Consider the following 19,043-nt stretch of genomic DNA (forward strand, 5'->3'; position numbering starts at 1 on the left):
CAGCTCGACCACCGCGGCGTGCAGCTGGTTCTCGTCGCGCATGGGCGCGGTGCAGCCCTCCAGATAGGAGACGTAGCTGCCCTTGTCAGCGATGATCAGGGTGCGTTCGAATTGGCCCGTGTTCTGGGCGTTGATGCGGAAATAGGTCGACAGCTCCATCGGGCAACGCACGCCCGGCGGGATGTAGACGAACGATCCGTCGGAGAAGACCGCGCTGTTCAGCGCCGCGAAATAGTTGTCCGAGACCGGCACCACCGTGCCCAGGTACTGCCGCACCAGCTCAGGATATTCCCGCAGGGCCTCCGAGATCGGCATGAAGATCACGCCGGCCTTGGCCAGCTCGGCCTTGAACGTCGTGACCACCGAGACGCTGTCGAACACCGCGTCCACGGCATAGCGCGGCGCGCCCTCGACGCCCGCCAAGACCGCCTGCTCGCCCAGCGGAATGCCCAGCTTGGCGTAGACGGCCAGCAGCTCGGGATCGACCTCGTCCAGGCTCTTGGGCCCGTCCTTCTTCTTCGGCGCGGCGTAGTAGTGGAGGTCCTGATAGTCGACGGGGGTATACCTTACCGACGACCAGGTCGGCTCCTCCATCGCCAGCCAACGGTCATAGGCGGCGAGGCGCCATTCCAGCATCCACGCCGGCTCGCCCTTCTTCTCCGAGATGAAGCGGACGATGTCGGCGTTCAGCCCCTTGGGCGCGAACTCCTGTTCGATGTCCGAGCTGAAGCCGTGCTCGTATTTCTCGAGCGCGGCGACGGCGTCGATGGTTTCCTGAACGGCGGCCATGACTTAGGCGACTTCCCTCACGCGGTGCGGATGGCGCGCGCGGTGCTTTTCATATGAGGTCGCCCAGGCTTCGGCGAAGCGCGACCAATCGCCCTCCACCGTGTCCCAGCCCCCGGAAACGCGGACGCCGCCGGTGGCCAAATGATCCAGCCCCATGGCCGAGATCGCCTTGGACGGCTTGGTCTTGCCCGACGAGCAGGCGCTGCCGGCCGAGACCATGACGCCCTGCAGATCCAGCGTGATCAGCTGCTGAGGGCTGTCCCAGCCCTCGACTGCCATGAACAGGGTGTTGGGCAGGCGTTCGACGGAGCCGCCGATGATGGTCGCCCCGGCCGCCTTCACCCGGGCCTCGGCGGCGTCGCGCCAGGCCTTGTGGGCCTCCGCCAGAGGCAGGTCGCGCGCGGCGCAGTCGGCGGCGACGCCGAAGCCGGCGATGCCGGGCACGTTCTCGGTGCCCGCGCGCAGCCCCCGTTCCTGCCCCGCGCCGTGCAGAGTGCGGATAATCGGCGTGTCGTCCTTCGAGATCAGCGCGCCCACGCCCTGCGGCCCGCCCAGCTTGTGGGCCGACAGGGTCAGGGTGTCCGCGCCGAGCGCCCGCATATCCACGGCGATCTTGCCCGCCGACTGGATGGCGTCGACGTGCAGCCAGCCGCGCGCGGCGCGGACCAGCGCGGCCGCCTCGGCGATCGGCTGGATGACGCCGCTCTCGTTGTTGGCGTGATGGATGGCGACCACAGGGCGGCCCGGACGCTTCAGCGCCGCCGCCAGCCATTCGAGATCGACCACGCCGTCACCGTCGACCGGCAGCACCTCGACGGGCGCGCCGGACAGGGTCGCGGCCTCGGCCACGCAGGGATGTTCGGTCGCGCCGACGATCAGCCGCTCGCAGCCCGCCGCAAGCGCGCTGGCGATCGCCTGGGCGTTGGACTCCGTGCCGCCAGACGAGAAGATCACCGCGCTCGGATCCGCCCCGATCAACTCAGCGACCTGCGCCCGCGCCGTCTCGACCCGCGCGCGTGCACGCCGGCCAGCGGCGTGGACGGCGGATGGATTGCCGTTGTCGGCGAGCGCGGCGGCCATGACGTCCCTCACCTCGGGACGAACAAGGCCGGACGCGTTGTAGTCGAGGTAGGTCGCGCTCACGCCGCCACTCCCACGCCGTCGACGGCCTGACGCCGCCGCGCGCCGGTGCGGTTCATCACCACATCCTCCAGCGAGACGCCGGACAGATAGCGGTGGATCTCGTCGCCGAGATCCTCCCACAGATTGTGGGTGATGCAGCGTTCGCCGGCCATCATGCAGCCCTTCGGCGAGGAATGGCCGATGCAGCGTGTGGCGCGGATCGGCTCGTCGACCGCCAGAACGATCTCGGCCACCACCGTCTCCCCCGGCTGTTTGGCCAACCGGTAGCCGCCGCCCGGACCGCGCACGCTCTGCACCAGCCCGCTCTTCCTGAGACGGGCGAACAGCTGTTCGAGATAGCTCAGCGAGATCTCCTGACGCGCCGCGATCTCGGCCAGCGACACGGCCCGCGCGACGCCGTCGGCGTGGCCGTTGCGGGCCAGATCGGCCATCGCCATCACGGCGTATCGTCCCTTGGTCGACAGACGCATCGCGCACCTTCAAAAACCGCGCGCTTTTCGGGGGTCCTGTGCTAGAACCCGCGCCTTCGCAAAGGCGTCGGCGCGCACGCGGGACTTAGAAAGTCCTACCGCTGCGGTCAAGTATTACGCAGGTGCGAAATGACACTCGAACACGGGATTTTCGTCCGCCCATGCCTGAAGTCATCCTGCCCGGCGCCTCCGGCCGCATCGAAGGCCGTTATTCCCCGGGCAAGCGCCCGAACGCGCCGATCGCCCTGATCCTGCATCCGCACCCCAAGGCGAACGGGCACATGAACAACCCGGTCACCGTGACCCTGTACCAGCTGTTCCAGAAGCGCGGCTTCGCCACCCTGCGCTACAACAGCCGCGGCGTCGGCAAGTCGCAGGGCGAGTTCGACAGCGGCATCGGCGAGCTGGCCGACGCGGCCACCGCGCTGGACTGGCTGCAGTCCAACAACCCCGGCGCCTCCCAGACCTGGGTCGGCGGTTATCAGTTCGGGGCCTACATCGGCATGCAGCTCTTGATGCGCCGGCCCGAGACGGACGGTTTCATCTCGGTCTCGCCGCCGTCGAACATGTACGACTTCAGCTTTCTGGCCCCCTGCCCGGCCTCGGGCCTGTTCCTGCACGGCACCAACGACACCGTCGTCCCGCCGGTCGAGGTCGAGCGCGTGGTCAACAAGCTGCGCACCCAGAAAGGCATCGTCATCGACTACGAGCTCGAAGAAGGCGCGACCCACTTCTGGCAGAACCACATCGACGCGGTGGAGCGGCGCGTGGGGGCGTATCTGGACAAGCGGCTGGAAGAGAAGCCGGCCTAGGCTTCACCCATCCGCAGTTCTTTCTCGTCATCCTCCGGCAAGCCGCGGAGCGGCGCAGACCGGGGGACCCAGCGGCGCGCGGCAGCGCGACACTGTCGGAAGCTCGCTGTTCACCACAGACTGCCTGAGCAGATCGCCTTCGGCGCCGCTGGGTCCCCCGGTCTCGCTCCGCTCGCCGGAGGATGACGAAAGGAACGGCGCCTCAATACAGCAGGAACGGCTTCCGCTCTTCCAGCCAAGCCGCCTCGTCCGGCAGCGTCAGCGCGTCCAGATCAGCGGCCGTGGATGCCGGATCGTCGACCCACTCGCGCAGCGCAGGCCCACCGTTGATCACGTCGATCGCCAGTTTCCCGAACTCATACTCGTACGGGAAGTCCCGCCACAGGGCGTAGTCGGGATACAGCCGCCGGATCGCCTTGAACGCCAGCGCCTGCACCCGCCACGGCCGGAAGGCCTCGTGGTCGTAGGCGGGGCCGGCGACGTGCATCTGCACCCCGTGGCACAGCGTGCCGACGTGCTTGTGGAACGTCGGCTCGAACCAGCAGTCGCGCAGGACGCACCCCTCCAGCCAGTTTGGAGCGAACGCCTGCATCTCCGCGATCACCGCCCGTGCGTCGATGTCGGGCGCGCCAAACAGCTCCAGCGGCCGGGTGGTGCCTCGGCCCTCCGACAGGGTCGTGCCCTCCAGCATCACCGTCCCGGCGTAGGCCCGCGCCATCGAGACGTTCGGGGCGTTGGGGCTGGGGTTGATCCACTCCCGCTCCAGCAGCGGCCAGCCGTAGCCGGGGCCCTCTTCGGGCCGCCAGCCTTCCATCTCGATCACGCGGTAGTCGACGTCCAGCTTGAAGCGGTCGATGAACCACAGGCCCAGTTCGCCCAGCGTCATCCCATGCCGCATCGGCATCGGGCCTGCGCCGACAAAGCTCTCCCAGCCCGGGCGAAGGGTCAGCCCCTCGACCGGCCGCCCGGCGGGGTTCGGCCGGTCCAGCACCCACACCGTCTTGCCGTGCTGCGCCGCCGCCTCAAGCACGTAGAGCAGGGTGGTGATGAAGGTGTAGATGCGGCAGCCCAAGTCCTGCATGTCCACCAGCAGCACGTCGAAAGTGCCCATCGCCTGGCCGGTGGGCCGCCGCACCTCGCCGTAGAGGCTGAAAACCGGAATGCCGAGCCGCGGATCGGTGAAGTCCGGCGACTCCATCATATTGTCCTGCAGGTCGCCGCGCATGCCGTGCTGAGGACCGAAGGCGGCGCTCAAGGTGAGGTCCGGACAGGCCGCCAGCGCATCCAGCGAATGAGTCAGGTCGGCGGTCACCGACGCCGGGTGCCCGAGCACGGCCACCCGCCTCCCCTTCAGCGGCGCCCGCAGCGCGGGGTCGGACAGCAGGCGGTCGAGGCCGGTCTTCATGGCAGGTCCAGAACGAAGGAGTCGGGGTGATGGAAGTCCGGCTTAGCCGACGGATGAGCGAGGGCCCAATAGCTCATCGCGCCGTCGGCTGACTCGATCACGGCGGACAGGCCCAGATGAGAGACCCCCGGCGGCCGCTCGAAGGTGACCTCCAGCTCCGCGTAATGTTCTTCGAGCTCCAGTTGAGCCGGGGACGCGACCTCGGCGGCCTGTCTTTGGCCCGAGCGGTATGCGTCGAAACTGTATGACGCCCATTGCTGGGACGGGGAAAAGTTGAACTCCCAGTACGCGGCATCGCCTGCCAGGAACGCCTCGAAGCAGGTCGTTCGCCAGAGGTCGTCCGCACGGCCGCCGAGCACTGACGCCGGCCAAACCACCTGCGAAATCGCTCCTCGCAGCTCGAAGCGGGCCCGAAGTCGGAAACGATTCACGCGCTCGAAATGCGCTACGATTTGTTCGACGGGACCAAGGGGCGAAGTAGGATGTGGCTGAAGGGTCAAGCGCATATCCAAGCGATACCCCGCCCTTGACGCCGGTCAACAGGACAATACCGCCTTTCTGTCGTCATCCCGGACAAGCCGCAAAGCGGCGCGATCCGGGACCCAGCGGCGCCGCGACGGCGGCGAAACACCGGCTTTCGGGACAAGGCATATGGGACGGGTCAGCGCTCCCGACAGGTTCGCGCTCGCGCGCGCCGCTGGGTTCCGGGTCTTCGCTGCGCTTCGCCCGGAATGACGAAAGCAAGGTAACGGCGGTTCGGTCCGGACGGCGGCCGTGCTACACGCCCCTTCCCTCCCAAGCCAAGCCTGATCCGATGACCGACACCGCCTTCAAGTCCGCATTTCTCCAGACCCTGCAGGCGCGCGGCTACATCCATCAGGTCACCCATCCGGCCGAACTCGACGAGGCCGCGGCCTCGGGGGTGATCAGCGGCTACATCGGCTTCGACGCCACGGCCCCCTCGCTGCACGTCGGCAGCCTGATCCAGATCATGATGCTGCGCCGGCTTCAGCAGGCCGGCCACAAGCCCATCGTCCTCATGGGCGGCGGCACGACCAAGGTGGGCGACCCGACCGGCAAGGACGCCTCGCGGCCGCAGCTGACCGACGAGACCATTCAGTCGAACATCGCCTCGATCCGCACCGTGTTCGAGAAATTCCTGACCTTCGGCGACGGCCCGACCGACGCGGTGACGCTCGACAACGATCAGTGGCTGTCGACCTACGGCTACATCCAGTTCCTGCGCGACTACGGCACGCATTTCACGGTCAACCGGATGCTGGCCTTCGACTCGGTCAAGCTGCGGCTGGAACGCGAGCAGCCGATGACCTTCCTCGAGTTCAACTACATGCTGATGCAGTCGGTGGACTTCCTCGAGCTGAACCGCGCCCGCAACGTCACGCTGCAGATGGGCGGTTCCGACCAGTGGGGGAACATCGTCTCCGGCGTCGATCTGGTTCGCCGCGTCGATCACAAGGCCGCCTTCGGCCTGACCACCCCCCTGCTGACCACGGCCTCGGGCGGCAAGATGGGCAAGACGGCCCAAGGCGCGGTGTGGCTCAACGCCGAACAGCTGAGCCCGTACGACTACTGGCAGTTCTGGCGGAATGTGGACGACGCTGACGTGGGCAGATTCCTGCGCCTGTTCACCGACCTGCCTCTGGACGAGATCGCGCGGCTGGAAGCGCTGGACGGCGCGGCCATCAACGACGCCAAGAAGGTTCTGGCCGACGAGGCGACGGCGATGCTGCATGGGGCGGACGAGGCGGCGAAGGCGCGAACCACGGCGGAATCGGCCTTCGAGCAGGGCCGGACCTCGATGGACCTGCCGACCGTGGAGCTGCCGCGCGACGAGGTGGTCGGCGCGATGATCGCCGCCGTCGCCGCGCGGGCCGGGCTGACCGCCTCCAATGGCGAGGCCCGCCGGCTTGCGCAGGGCGGCGGGCTGCGCCTGAACGATGAGGTGGTGACCGACGGCGCCCGGCTGACCGCAGCCGCCGACATCAGCGCGGACGGGGTGCTGAAGCTGGCGGCCGGGAAGAAGAAGATCGTGCTGGTCAGACCCGTCTAGTCCCCGCCGTCACCTTCGGGCTTGACCCGAGGGCCAGACGATCCGGCGCTCCGTCAAGGGTCATGGAGCATCAGTCAGCGGGCCGTCCCTGACGCTTAGCCCGCATCAACATCTGATCCTCGGGTCAAGCCCGAGGATAACGGAGGAAGAAGATGACCGGGATCACCGAAGGCTCGAAAGCCCCCGCCTTCGATATGGCGAGCAGCGACGGCGGTCGTGTCACGGCCGCCAGCCTGAAGGGCCTCACGGTCGTGCTCTATTTCTATCCGAAGGCCGACACGCCCGGCTGCACCACGGAGAGCCAGGATTTCTCCGCGCTGGCCGATGATTTCGCGGCCGCCGGGGCGACCGTGATCGGCGTCTCGCGCGACCCGGTAAGGAAGCTCGATCGTTTCAAGGCCAAACACGACCTGAAGCTCATTCTCGCCTCGGACGAACCGGGCGACGTCACCGAGGCGTTCGGCGTCTGGGTCGAGAAGTCGATGTACGGCCGCAGCTATATGGGCGTCGAACGCGCGACCTTCCTGATCGACGGCGAGGGCATCGTCCGGCGGGTCTGGCGCAAGGTGAAGGTGAAGGGTCACGCCGCCGAGGTGCTGGCGGCCGTCTCGGAGGCCTGATCGGCGACTCTTCGCTTGCCCCGGCCGCGATGTTGTCCCTAACTGCCGCCGCTGGGCGGGGGCCTGTCAGGCTTATCAAGGCGGAGACGATCATGTTCAACCGGAGCAAGCCCGAGGACGGGAACTTCAACATCCCGTCGATGAGCGACCGGACGCCCCAGCCCGAGGGCCGGGCGCTGGAGCCCGCGCGGCCGGCGGCGCCGCCCGCCACGTCGTCGGGGCCGGTCCGGTCGACCAACCTCTCCACCCTCACCGCCGGCGTCCGCTACGAGGGCAATATTTCCGGCGGCGGGGACCTGCAGGTCGACGGGACGCTGAAGGGCGACGTGCGCCTGTCGCGCGTGATCATCGGCGAGAGCGGCTCCATTGAGGGCTCGATCACCGCCGATCAGGTCGAGGTGCGCGGCCGGGTGTCGGGCTCGATCACCGGCAAGGCGGTACGCCTGCTGGCGACGGCCCGCGTCGAGGGCGACATCACCCAGGAGCAGCTGGCCATCGAGCCGGGCGCCTGGTTCCAGGGCCGCTCCATCCAGGCCAAGCGCGAACTGCCGCTGGCCGCCGCCTCGATCGAGCCGCCGATGGAGGCGCCGGCGAAGCCGGAACGCTATCAGCCTGAAAAGCCGGTGCCGCCGGCCATGCCCGGGATCAAGGCCGAAGCCAAACCGGCCTGACATTTGACCGTCATTCCGGGGCCGCGCAGCGGAACCCGGAATCCAGGGGATCGGGTTCCTGCGGCAGGAGCTTCCGCCGTCCGAGCTCGAACGCCTGGGTTCCGGGTTCGGGCCCGGCTGCGCCGACCCGCCCCGGAAGGACGAGGCTGCGCCAAACTATTCCACCGTGCTGCCGCGCGTCTCCCCCACGCGCGCCGCCAGCGCCGCGCCCATGAACGCGTCCAGATCGCCGTCCAGGACCCCCTGCGTGTCCGAGGTCTCGACGTTGGTGCGCAGGTCCTTGACCATCTGATACGGCTGCAGGACGTAGCTGCGGATCTGGTGGCCCCAGCCGATGTCGGTCTTGGCGTCGGCCAGCGCCTGCGCCGCCGCCTCGCGCTTCTGCAGCTCGAGCTCGTACAGGCGCGCGCGCAGCATCTTCCAGGCTTGCTCGCGGTTCTGGTGCTGCGACCGGCCGGCCTGACAGGCCACGACGGTGTTGGTGGGAATGTGCGTCAGGCGCACCGCCGAGTCCGTCTTGTTGATGTGCTGACCGCCCGAGCCCGAGGCGCGATAGGTGTCGGTGCGCACGTCTGCGGGATTGATGTCGATCTCGATGGTGTCGTCCACCACCGGCGAAACCCCGATCGAGGCGAAGGAAGTGTGGCGCTTGGCGGCGGCGTCATAGGGACTGATGCGGACCAGCCGGTGCACGCCCGATTCCGACTTCAGCCAGCCATATGCGTTGGGCCCGCTGATCAGGATGGTCGCCGACTTGATGCCGGCCTGTTCACCCGACTCTTCGGCCTCGATCTCGACCTCGTAGCCGTGCGCCCGGGCCCAGCGCGAATACATGCGCAGCAGCATGCCGGCCCAGTCGTTGGACTCGGTGCCTCCGGCGCCGGAGTTGACCTCGAGATAGGCGTCGTTGGCGTCGGCCTCCCCGGACAGCAAGGCTTCCAGCTCGGCCCGCGCCGCCCGGTCCTTGATCGCCTTAAGCTGAGCGCGCGCCTCTTCGAGCGTCCCCTCGTCGCCTTCCTCGTCGGCCATTTCGGAGAGCATGACGCCCTCCTCCAGCCCGGTTTCCATCTGGCGGACGGTGTTGATCTGGGTTTCGAGCCGCGAGCGGTCGCGTGACACCGCCTGAGCGGCCTCGGGGTCGTTCCACAGCGTCGGGTCCTCGACCCGGGCGTTCAGCTCATCGAGTTTTCGAAGCGCGACATCCCAGTCAAAGACGCCTCCTGAGCAGAGCGATGCTCTGCTCGATGTCGGCCTTCATGGCCTCGACATCCGGTCTCATCGCATTCTCCGGCGATATGATGGTGGAGCGCGGACATAGAGCGCGCCGGGGGAAGTGGCTAGTGGCTAGTGGCTGGCGGTTGAAGCTTCACGGCCTGCGGAAGGGCGGCGCCGCCAGCGCGGCCTCACAGACGCCGACCAGCCACTAACCACTCGCCACTAGCCACCAGCCACTCAGTAGAGCCCGCTCAAATCCTCCGCCGGTTCCTTCTTCGGCGGCGGCGGGGTCGCGGGCGGCGGGGCGGACGGCGGGGCCGCAGCCGGTCCCTCCTGCTCGCGGCGGACCACCTCTTCGTAGTTCTGCGGACCGGTCGGGACCTGACGGACCGGGGCGCGGCGCTCTTCCTCGCGGCGGCGCTCGGTGCCGGGCCGGAAGGCCTCCTCGATGCCGTTCACGGTGCGGAAGATCGCGTTCTTCGGCCGCACGAACGGGCGCGCCGGACGCTCGCGCAGAGCCGCCTCCATGAACTCCCGGAACACGGGCACAGGTCCCGTGGCGCCGGTCTCGCCGGAGCCCAGCGGGCGGTTGTCATCGAAGCCGATGAAGACCCCGACCACGATGTCGGACGAGAAGCCGACGAACCAGGCCGAGCGGTACTCGTTGGTGGTGCCGGTCTTGCCGCCGACCCAAGGGCCGAGGCTGGCGGCGCTGGCCGCGGTGCCGCGCTGCACCACCCCCGCCAGCATTGAGCTGATCTGATAGGCGGTGATCGGATCGATCACCTGCGTCCCGCGCTGTTCCAGCCGCGGCGACTCCTGACCGGTGAAGGGGCGCTCGCAGTCGCGGCAACGTCGGCGGTCCGCGCTGAAGATGGTCTCGCCGTTCCGGTCCTGAACCATCTCGATCAGGTAGGGATCGATGCGGCGGCCGCCGTTGATGAAGGCGGCGTAGGCGGCGGTGAGCTTGAAGGGCGTGGTCTCGCCCGCGCCGAGGGAGACAGACAGGTTGGGCTGCAGGTTGTCGGCCACGCCCATCTTGCGCGACAGGTCGACCACGTTGCGCATGCCGATAGCCTGGGCCAGCCGCACGGTCATGACGTTGCGCGACAGTTCGAGGCCGCGCCGCAGGCTCTGCGGGCCGTAGTATTCGCGGCTGTAGTTCTCGGGGCTCCAGCGGCCGCCGTTCGGGCCGCCGGCGAAGCTGATCGGCGCGTCGAGCACGATCGAGGCCGGCGTGTAGTCGCCCTCCAGCGCCGTCGCATAGACGAACGGCTTGAACGCGGAGCCGGGCTGCCGCTCGGCCTGGGTGGCGCGATTGAAGCTGGACAGGGCGTAGGAGTAGCCGCCGACCATGGCCAGCACCCGGCCCGAGTGCGGCTCGATGGCGACCAGCGCGCCGTTGACGCTCGGCACCTGTTTCAGGGCGTACTGGCCGCCCGACGGCTCGACGAAGATCAGGTCGCCCCGGCGCAGTTGTCGGTTGGCGTTGGCCCAGGCGGCGTCCTCGACCAGAAGCGTGCCGGTCCGGTCTTCGCGCGCGGTGCGGATGCGCACCGAGTTGCCGGAGACCTCCTCGACCGCCGCGGCCCGCCAGGCTCGCCGTTCCGGCGGCGCGGTTTCCGCCAGCGCCCGCTCCTGCCAGCCTTCGGAAAAGTCGGTTGTGCCCCACGCGCCGCGCCAGCCGTGGCGGCGGTCGTAGTTCTCGAGCCCCTTCATCAGGGCGTCGCGCGCCGCCGACTGCAACGACGGGTCCAGCGTCGTGCGCATGTAATAGCCGCCGCGGTTGACCTCTTCCTTGCCGAACTGGGCGATGGCGCGTCGACGGGCCTCCTCGACGAAGAAGTCAGCGTCCGCGTACTGCGCCCGTCGCGGCGCGTCCTGGGTGATCAGCGGGCGCGCCCGTGCGGCGGCGGTTTGCTCATCGGTGAGCCAGCCGCTCTGGTTCATCTCGCCCAGCACCCAGTCGCGCCGGCCCTTGGCCGCGCCCGGATGGCGTTTGGGGTGATAGTTGTTGGGCCCCTTGGGAAGGGCAGCGAGGAAGGCGGCCTCGTCAGAGCTCAGCTGGCTCAGCGACTTGCCGAAATAGTTGTAGGCCGCCGCCGCCACGCCATAGGAGCGGTAGCCCAGGAAAATCTCGTTCAGATAGAGCTCGAGGATCTGCTGCTTTGTCAGCGTTGCTTCCAGACGATTGGCGAGGATGGCTTCCTTGACCTTGCGGTTCAGGCTGCTCTCGTTGTTCAGCAGGACGTTCTTCGCCACCTGCTGGGTGATGGTGGAGCCGCCTTCGAGTCGTCGGCCCGTGGCGGCGTTGAAGACATTCTTGAACATCGCCCGGCCGACCCCGCCGACGTCGATGCCGCCGTGGTTGAAGAAGTTCCGGTCCTCGGCCGCAAGGAAGGCTTGGATCACCGGCTCCGGCACCTGCTCATACGGCACGTAGATGCGGCGCTCGTCGGAGAACTCACCGATCAGGGTGCCGTCGCCGGCGTAGACACGGGTCGCCGTGGCGGGTCGGTAGTCGGCCAGTTCGGAGGCGTCGGGAAGGTCGTGGAACAGCCAGGCCGCATAGACGGCGACGAGCAGCCCCGCCAGCGCGATCGCGCCCAGCAGCGCGACGCCCGCCATAACGAACCAGCGTTCGGCAATCTTCACTACAGTCTCCGAAAGGCGGCCCGGCGACGGGTTTAGCCCGCGTCGCCCGCCTTCGCCAGAGCCCCCGCGCGACGCTCCAGCTCCTGTCGCGCGGCGGACACGGCGTCGGCGTCCATATCAGCCTGCGCGGCCATCCAGCGAAGGTAGTCTTCGGGCGGCTCGGACCACGGTTTGCCGCGATGCTTGCCGAACGGGATGCGATCCAGACGGCGCGGCTCGGCCGTCCAGGCCAGCAACTGCTCGACCGTCGCCTCCTTCAGCATGTCGATCAGCAGGTGCGCTGTCACCCAGGCGTCGGGTCCCGCCCGGTGCGCAGGATTGGCCAAGGCAGGGTCGAGCGAGAGACCCCTCCAGTAGCGCAGCACCTGATTGGAATGCCCCGGCGCCTGCGGCCAGACGGCCTTGGCTGAACGCACGGTGCATATCCAGGGAAGACCGCCGGTCGCCGTGTCGGCGATGAAACCGCGCTCAAACCGGGCGCTGTGGGCCACCATGACGTCCGCGCGCTCGGCCAGAAACATCTCCCGCAGCAGCATCTCGTCGCAGTGCGGGTCGTCGTCGCAGAAATGTTCGTGCGTCAGGTGGTGAACCGCCATGGCGTGGAACGATATCTCGCCGCGCGGGCGGAACAGCCGGGTCACCGGCGGCAGGGCGCGCCACCCCTCCCCGTCTGGAACGACGTCCACGATCCCGACCTCAATGATTTCCGAGGTGCGATCTCCGCCGGTGGTTTCCAAATCGACGACGCGCAGACGCATGGCCGCCAGATAGTCGCTTCAGCCGGACTTCGCACCCCGCCATGCGATAGGATCGGTCAGGGCTGACCGGAGGCTCCGGCGGAAGCCATCTGCACGGCCCCTGCGGGTTCGCGGAAGTAGCGGTCGATGCCCTCGGCCACGGCGCGCATCAGACGGCGGCGGGCGCGGGCGTCGTTGAGCAGCCGCTCGTCCTCGGGATTGGTGATGAAGCCCATCTCCAGCAGCACTGCCGGCACGTCGGGAGCCAGCAGCACGGCGAGGCCGGCGTCGCGGTGGCTGCGGCGCAGCAGCGGGTGATCGGCGCCCTCAAGCTCGCCCAGCAGCGTCCGGGCCAGCTGGGCCGATCGGTTCTGGGTGGCGCGCTGGGTCATGTCGAGCAGGATGCGGTCAACCGACGGGTCGCGCCCCGGCAGGTTCAGGCTGCGCTGCCAGTTATCTCCGCGGGTGAACTCACGCACCGCCCGGCCCGCGCCCTGCTCGGAAAGGGTGTAGACGGAGGCGCCGCGCGTCGCTGGATCAGCGCCCGCGTCCGCATGCAACGAAATGAACAGGTCGGCGCCGGCCTGCCGGGCAATGGCGACACGGCGGTTCAGGTGAACATAGGCGTCGCTGTCGCGAGTCATACGCACCCGGTACCGGCCGGTGCGCTCCAGCTCCTGCTTCAGCGCCTGGGCCGCGGCCAGGGTGACCGCGCTCTCATTGACCGCCGCGCCGCGCGCCCCGGGATCGCGACCACCGTGGCCCGCGTCGATGAAGATCAGCGGCTTTTCGGCCGGTCGCGCCGCCCGCGATTCGGGTACGCGCGCAGACGGCGCGAGGGCGCGGCCCGTCGCCTTCAGGTCGATGACGTAGCGATAGTGCGCGATGCCGTCCCCCGGCGGCAGGACGAACCGCCGCTCGATTTCGGCGCTGGCGGCGAGGTCCAGCTCGACACGCGATGCGGCGCCGGCGCCGGCGACGCGCCAGCCGCGGACGAGGCCTGTTCCCGCACCCTCGAGCCCGCGCGGCGGGGCGACCCCCGCCAGCGATACGACGACCTTGCCGGCGTCGCCGGACTGGATCACCTGCCCGCGGGACGTGCGATCCAGATCGACCACGACACGGGTGTGGGCCGCGTCGCCTCCCAGCCGGACACGCAACACCTCGCCGACAGCGCCTGATGCGAGACCGCGCCCGGCCGCCAGGAGTCCGACGCAGATGACGACGAAGGCGAGCGCCGTCATCGCCCACTCGCGCGGCCCCCAGCCCGACACCCTGATACGCAACAGCCCGTACATTCGACGGCGACCCACCTTTTCTTGGTTGGTGGCATCCTCGCCCAACGTCGTCGCCAAGCCGTTAAAGCCGGCCCGGCTTTTAATTCACGACCGTCCTGCCTATGCTTGTTTCGCTCGCGATCGATCGCGTCCCCTGCATACAGGCCGGACGCGCCCTCCTCGCGGCATGACTTTCACCGATCCGAGAGCCGGCGTGGTTTGCCCCGCCGATTCGACGACCGGGTCCGGGACGCCCCCTCAGACGGCGCGTTCGGCCCCAGGACCGTACTGAACCCCATGGGCTCCATCGCCTGCGCTCCCTTCCGGTCGGATACGACCGACATCGCCTGCGGCCTTCGCCGCGGCGACGGGATTTCGCCTGCGCCCGCCCGCAATCCCATTCGGCGAGCCGCCTGCCCCCTCCGAGGGCCGGGCCGAGCGCGCCAGAGAGAAAATATCCATGTCAAAGACAATGTTGATCGACGCGGCGCACGCGGAAGAGACCCGCGTTGCGATCGTCGAGGGCCGTCAAGTCGAGGAATTCGACTTTGAGTCCCGCGCGAAGCGGCAGCTTCGCGGCAACATCTATCTCGCCAAGGTCGTTCGGGTAGAGCCCAGCCTGCAGGCCGCCTTCGTCGAATACGGCGGCAATCGCCACGGCTTTCTGGCGTTCAACGAAATCCACCCCGACTACTACCAGATTCCGGTCGCCGACCGCGAAGCCATCATGGCCGAGGCGCACTCGGAAGACGACGACCACGACGAGCACGCCCGCGACAGCGACGACGAGTCTGAAGGCGGCATGGCCGAGGAAGAGCGGCTGAAGCGCCGCCTGATGCGCCGCTACAAAATCCAGGACGTCATCAAGCGCCGGCAGGTCATGCTGGTCCAGGTCGTCAAGGACGAGCGTGGCGGCAAGGGCGCGGCCCTGACGACGTGGCTTTCGTTGGCCGGCCGCTACTGCGTCCTGATGCCGAACACCGGCAAGGGCGGCGGCATCTCCCGCAAGATCACACAGGCGTCCGACCGCAAACGCCTGAAGGCTGCGGCGGCCGCCCTGCACGTGCCTCAGGGCATGGGCTTGATCATCCGCACAGCCGGCGCCAAGCGCACCAAGGCAGAGATCAAGCGCGACTACGAATATCTGCTGCGCCTGTGGGAGACGATCCGCGAGACGACGCTGAAGTCAAACGCTCCCTCGGTTATCTACGAAGAGGAAAACCTCGTCCGCCGCGCCGTGCGCGACATGTTCGACAAGGATTTCGACGGGATCCAGGTCGAGGGCGTCGAGGGCTTCAAGGAAGCGCGCGACTTCATGCGCGTTCTGATGCCCTCGCAGGCGAAGAAGGTGCACCTGTACCAGGGCGCGCGGCCGCTGTTCGCGACCAACGGCATCGAAGAGATGCTGACCCAGATTCACCAGCCGGTCGTGCCGCTGCCCTCGGGCGGCTATCTGGTGATCAACCAAACCGAGGCGCTGGTCGCCATCGACGTCAACTCAGGCCGTTCGACCAAGGAACGCAACGTCGAGGCCACCGCCACCAAGACCAATATGGAAGCGGCCGTCGAGGCGGCCCGCCAGCTGCGCCTGCGAGACCTCGCCGGCCTGATCGTCATCGACTTCATCGACATGGATGAGTCGAAGAACAACCGCACCGTCGAAAAGGTGCTGAAGGACGCGCTGGCCAAGGATCGGGCCCGCATCCAGATGGGCCGCATCTCGGGCTTCGGACTGATGGAGATCAGCCGCCAGCGCCGCCGACTCGGCGTGATAGAGGGGGCCACAGAGGCTTGCCCGCACTGCCAGGGCGCCGGACGCGTTCGCTCGGCCGAAAGCGCGGCCCTGATGACGCTCCGGGCCGTTGACATCGAGGCCGGCAAGAACGGCGCCGGCTCGGTCAACCTGCGCCTCTGCACCGCAGTCGCGCTCTACATCCTGAATCACAAGCGCGACTACCTGCAGCGTCTGATGACGCAGCGGGGCCTGAACGTCGTCATCCTGATCGACGACACCCTCGGCCAGGGCGAGCACGCGCTCGAGCGCACCGAGAGCAATGAGGACTTCGTCCCCGAGCGTCCTGAAGCCTTCATCGACCTCGACGACGATTTCGACGACAGCGCCTACGACGATGAGGACGACGGCGACGACGAGGAGTTCATCGCCGACGACGAAGACTCCGACGATGAGCCGGCGGTCGAAGGCGAGCCGCGCGAGCGCACTGAACGCGCCGAAGGCGAAAGCGGTCGCGGTCGCGGTCGCCGCCGTCGCGGCGGTCGTCGCGACGGCGCTGATGGCGCGGCGGAAGAGGCTGCCGCCCCCGCCCCGGCTCTGGCCGCGAGTGACGACGAGGACGACAGCGAGAGCGGCCGCCGTCGCCGGCGAGGCCGCCGCGGCGGACGTCGGGTGCGCGAAGAAGGCGGCGAGCGCGACGGCTTCAACTGGGTGCGCGGCCGGACGCCCTCGCTCGAGGACCCCTACGTCTGGTTCGATCCGATCAATCCCGAGCGCGCCGAACCGCGCGCCGAGGGCGACGCCACCCCCGCGGGCGACGTCGAGGAGATCATCGGCGAACGTCCCGAAGGCGAGACCGGCGACCGCGGGCCCCGCTCGCGCCGCCGCCGCGGCCGCGGCCGCGGCCGGGATCGCGGCGATCAGGCCCTGCCTCAGGAAAACCGCGTCGAGGCGCGCGCCACCAACGAAGGCATGCCGCCTGAGGGGGCGCCGGAGACGCCGATGGCAGCCGCGAACGACGAGGCGGACATCGCTCCGGTTCCTATCGCGGAAGAGCCCAAGCGCCGTCGGGTGCGGCGCAAGGTTTCGGCCGCAGCCGCCGGTGAGGTGGACGCCGACGCGGTGACGGAGAGGGCCGAAGCGGACACTCCGCCACCTGAGGCGGAGCCTGAACCTGTCGCGTCGGAACAGGCGTCGCAGGAGGCTGAGGCGGCGCCGCAGCCTGAGGCGATCGTCGCGCCCGCCGCCGCACCCGCGCCGGTTTCGCAGCCGATCGACGTCGCCGCCCTCGTCGCGGAAGACCCGAACCAGATCGTCGCGCCGCCCGAGAAGCCGAAGCGCGGATGGTGGCGCCGCTGAAAGGCCGTGATTAGGTTGTGAGCATCGGATGGGGTGGGCGCAGACTGGGTAAGAGGAGTTCGTTCTTGAACTGGCCGTCCCGCATCGCCGTCCGCCTGTCCGTGGCCGCCGCCGCTCTCGGCCTGTGCCTGACCGCCGCGGCCCCCGCCTCGGCCCAGAGCGCCATCCGCGACACCGAGATCGAGGAGATCATCCACGACTGGTCGGATCCGGTCTTCACCGCCATGGGACTCGAACCCTCGGAGGTCGAGATCCTGCTGATCAACGAGAACGATCTGAACGCCTTCGCGACGCGCGGGCGCATTCTCGGCGTGAACACCGGCCTGATCCTGAAGACCCGCAACCCCAACGAGCTGCTGGGCGTGATCGCGCACGAGGCCGGACACATCAAGAACCGCCACACCCTGCGCGACGGCGCCCAGGGGGCCGGGATGCAGCCCATGCTGATGACCATGGCGCTGGGCGCCCTGGCCATCGCCGCCGGGGCTCCCGACGCGGGCGCGGTGCTGCTGGGCAACAGCCAGTATTTCGGCACTCTCAGCGCATTGCGCTACATGACCCATCAGGAAGGCGAGGCCGACAACACCGGAGCGCGCGCCCTGCAGAACGCTGGCGAATCGGGGCGTGGGCTGGTCACCTTCTTCGAGAATTTCCGCTCGCAGGAGGTCTTCTCCGACGCCCGGCGCTTCCCCTATTTCCGCAGCCACCCGCTGTCGTCCGACCGCATCGAGAACCTGCGCCGGTTCGTGACGGAACAGTCGAACTATGCCCGGACGGACAGCCCCGAGCGACTGGCGCAGCACGCTCTCGTCCTCGCCAAGATCCACGCCTTCATGGATGCGCCGAACCAGACGCTGCGCGACTATCCCGAAAGCGACACGTCCCTGCCCGCCCGATACGCCCGCGCCATCGCCTGGTATCGCGACGGCCAGACGGAGAAGGCGCTGGCGGCCGTGGACGAGTTCCTCGCCGAGCAGCCGGACAACCCCTACTTCTGGGAGTTGAAAGGGCAGATTCTGTTCGAGGAAGGGCGGGCCGCGGAGGCCATCGGCGCCCATCAACGCTCGGTCGAGCTGAAGCCCGACGCACCCCTGCTGCGGGTCAATCTCGGCCACGCCCTGATCGAGGCCGGCGATCCCGCCAAGCTGGAAGAGGCGGTGACGCAGCTGCGGCGGGCGACCGCCATGGAACGTGACAACACCCTTGGATGGCGCCTGCTCAGCCAAGCCTATGCGAGCCAGAACAAGGAGGGCGAGGCCCGGCTGGCCTCGGCCGAGATGTATTTCGCCATGGGCGCCGAGACGCAGGCCACCCAGTTCGCCCTTCGGGCCCGCGACCTGCTAACCCCCGGCTCGTCAGAATGGACGCGGGCGATGGACATCGTCTTCGCCTCGGGCGCCACCCAGGATGACGTTGATGCTCTTGACCGTCGGAACCAGCGGCGCGACCGGCCCGCGGTTGTCCCTGCCGCAGCCGGCTGACCGGCCCTCCCCGGAGACCTGAATGACCGACGCGCCCGATCCGGCCCCCGCACCCGCGCGAGACGGCGGATTCTTCTCCCGCCCCCGCGCCAGCATGGCGGCCCTGGCCGTCTCGGTGCTCGCCTTGGGGCTGGCCGCGGCGCCATATCTGAACGGAAGGGATTTCGACGGACGGGTTCGGGCGTACCTGCTGAACAATCCCGAAATTCTGCAGGAGGCAAGCGAGGCCTTGCAGGCCAAGCAGGACGGCGACCGCACGGCCGCGATCAACGCCAGCGCCGCCGCCAACCCGGCGCTGCTGGCGGTGGGCTCGAGCGACCCGGCCTTCGGTCCGGCCGACGCCAGGGTCACCGTGATCGAATTCTTCGACTTCAGGTGCCCAGGGTGCAAGGCGACGGCGCCGGACGTGCTGCGCCTGATGCAGAGCCACCCGGATGTGCGGTTCGTGTTCAAGGACTGGCCCATCCTGGATCGCGGCGACGAGGACCTGTCGCATTACGCCGCCCGCGCCGCCCAGGCGGCCCATGCGCAGGGCAAGTATCTGCCGGTGTTCGCCGCCTTGATGGCCGAGCCGGCGCTGGACAAGCCGGCGGTGGACCGCATCCT

At 68.6% G+C, this 19,043-nt stretch carries 15 protein-coding genes and 1 pseudogene; 7 read left to right on the forward strand and 9 right to left on the reverse strand.

Translation table 11 applies throughout. The features are described from left to right. From VGB60_RS00955 to VGB60_RS00965, 3 genes and pseudogenes are all read right to left on the reverse strand, one after another. Nucleotides 1–789, reverse strand: a pseudogene (locus VGB60_RS00955) (Fe-S cluster assembly protein SufB); the annotation flags it as partial. Between the two features lie 3 nt (nucleotides 790–792). Further along, complete coding sequence (locus VGB60_RS00960; protein ID WP_331036417.1) at nucleotides 793–1,932, reverse strand: cysteine desulfurase family protein; 1,140 nt, start codon at nucleotides 1,930–1,932, stop codon at nucleotides 793–795. Next, nucleotides 1,929–2,402, reverse strand: coding sequence for an Rrf2 family transcriptional regulator (locus VGB60_RS00965; RefSeq protein WP_331036418.1), 474 nt, complete (start codon nucleotides 2,400–2,402; stop codon nucleotides 1,929–1,931). The genes VGB60_RS00960 and VGB60_RS00965 overlap by 4 nt, the downstream gene beginning before the upstream one ends. A gap of 161 nt (nucleotides 2,403–2,563) precedes the next feature. On the opposite strand from VGB60_RS00965, the gene VGB60_RS00970 reads away from it, so the two are divergent. Further along, nucleotides 2,564–3,214, forward strand: coding sequence for an alpha/beta hydrolase (locus tag VGB60_RS00970; protein WP_331036419.1), 651 nt, complete (start codon nucleotides 2,564–2,566; stop codon nucleotides 3,212–3,214). A 202-nt stretch (nucleotides 3,215–3,416) separates the two neighbouring features. Here the strand turns inward: VGB60_RS00970 and VGB60_RS00975 are convergent, their stop codons facing one another. Next, entirely contained in the window at nucleotides 3,417–4,619 is a 1,203-nt protein-coding gene (locus tag VGB60_RS00975) for a DUF1343 domain-containing protein (RefSeq protein ID WP_331036420.1), read from the reverse strand. Next, nucleotides 4,616–5,119, reverse strand: a complete 504-nt coding sequence (locus VGB60_RS00980; protein WP_331036421.1) for a DOMON-like domain-containing protein — start codon at nucleotides 5,117–5,119, stop codon at nucleotides 4,616–4,618. Before VGB60_RS00980 ends, VGB60_RS00975 begins: the two co-directional genes overlap by 4 nt. Before the next feature lie 314 nt (nucleotides 5,120–5,433). Between VGB60_RS00980 and tyrS the strand changes: the two genes are divergently transcribed. The 3 genes from tyrS to VGB60_RS00995 all read left to right on the forward strand — a co-directional run bounded on the left by tyrS (nucleotide 5,434) and on the right by VGB60_RS00995 (nucleotide 7,981). Further along, complete coding sequence (gene tyrS / locus VGB60_RS00985; RefSeq protein WP_331036422.1) at nucleotides 5,434–6,690, forward strand: tyrosine--tRNA ligase; 1,257 nt, start codon at nucleotides 5,434–5,436, stop codon at nucleotides 6,688–6,690. Nucleotides 6,691–6,842: 152 nt separating this feature from the next. Beyond that, nucleotides 6,843–7,310 carry a peroxiredoxin gene (locus VGB60_RS00990; RefSeq protein ID WP_331036423.1) on the forward strand — a complete coding sequence of 156 codons (468 nt, stop codon included), beginning with the start codon at nucleotides 6,843–6,845 and terminating at the stop codon, nucleotides 7,308–7,310. A gap of 92 nt (nucleotides 7,311–7,402) precedes the next feature. Then, nucleotides 7,403–7,981: a polymer-forming cytoskeletal protein gene (locus VGB60_RS00995; RefSeq protein WP_331036424.1), complete on the forward strand. Its 579-nt coding sequence runs from the start codon at nucleotides 7,403–7,405 to the stop codon at nucleotides 7,979–7,981. A 156-nt stretch (nucleotides 7,982–8,137) separates the two neighbouring features. Here VGB60_RS00995 and prfB read toward each other — a convergent pair. From prfB to VGB60_RS01015, 4 genes are all read right to left on the reverse strand, one after another. Continuing rightward, nucleotides 8,138–9,260 (reverse strand): peptide chain release factor 2 gene (prfB, locus tag VGB60_RS01000; protein WP_331036425.1). Its coding sequence is split into 2 segments (ribosomal slippage): nucleotides 8,138–9,190 and nucleotides 9,192–9,260, totalling 1,122 coding nucleotides; the frame shifts between segments, so codons are not numbered across the junction. 173 nt (nucleotides 9,261–9,433) lie between these two features. Next, nucleotides 9,434–11,824 carry a penicillin-binding protein 1A gene (locus VGB60_RS01005; protein WP_331036431.1) on the reverse strand — a complete coding sequence of 797 codons (2,391 nt, stop codon included), beginning with the start codon at nucleotides 11,822–11,824 and terminating at the stop codon, nucleotides 9,434–9,436. A 59-nt stretch (nucleotides 11,825–11,883) separates the two neighbouring features. Next, a complete protein-coding gene (locus VGB60_RS01010; RefSeq protein ID WP_331036426.1) occupies nucleotides 11,884–12,609 on the reverse strand; it encodes an exonuclease domain-containing protein in 726 nt (241 codons plus the stop codon). A gap of 56 nt (nucleotides 12,610–12,665) precedes the next feature. Next, nucleotides 12,666–13,832: an N-acetylmuramoyl-L-alanine amidase family protein gene (locus tag VGB60_RS01015; RefSeq protein ID WP_414644449.1), complete on the reverse strand. Its 1,167-nt coding sequence runs from the start codon at nucleotides 13,830–13,832 to the stop codon at nucleotides 12,666–12,668. A 493-nt stretch (nucleotides 13,833–14,325) separates the two neighbouring features. On the opposite strand from VGB60_RS01015, the gene VGB60_RS01020 reads away from it, so the two are divergent. The 3 genes from VGB60_RS01020 to VGB60_RS01030 form a co-directional block, all read left to right on the forward strand. Further along, nucleotides 14,326–16,956, forward strand: a complete 2,631-nt coding sequence (locus tag VGB60_RS01020; RefSeq protein WP_331036428.1) for an Rne/Rng family ribonuclease — start codon at nucleotides 14,326–14,328, stop codon at nucleotides 16,954–16,956. Between the two features lie 65 nt (nucleotides 16,957–17,021). Then, nucleotides 17,022–18,437, forward strand: a complete 1,416-nt coding sequence (locus VGB60_RS01025) for a M48 family metalloprotease (protein WP_331036429.1) — start codon at nucleotides 17,022–17,024, stop codon at nucleotides 18,435–18,437. Between the two features lie 22 nt (nucleotides 18,438–18,459). Beyond that, the coding region (locus tag VGB60_RS01030) for a thioredoxin domain-containing protein (protein WP_331036430.1) at nucleotides 18,460–19,043 on the forward strand (584 nt) is incomplete at its 3' end.

Source organism: Brevundimonas sp. (assembly GCF_036399195.1).
Taxonomy (GTDB): Bacteria; Pseudomonadota; Alphaproteobacteria; order Caulobacterales; family Caulobacteraceae; genus Brevundimonas.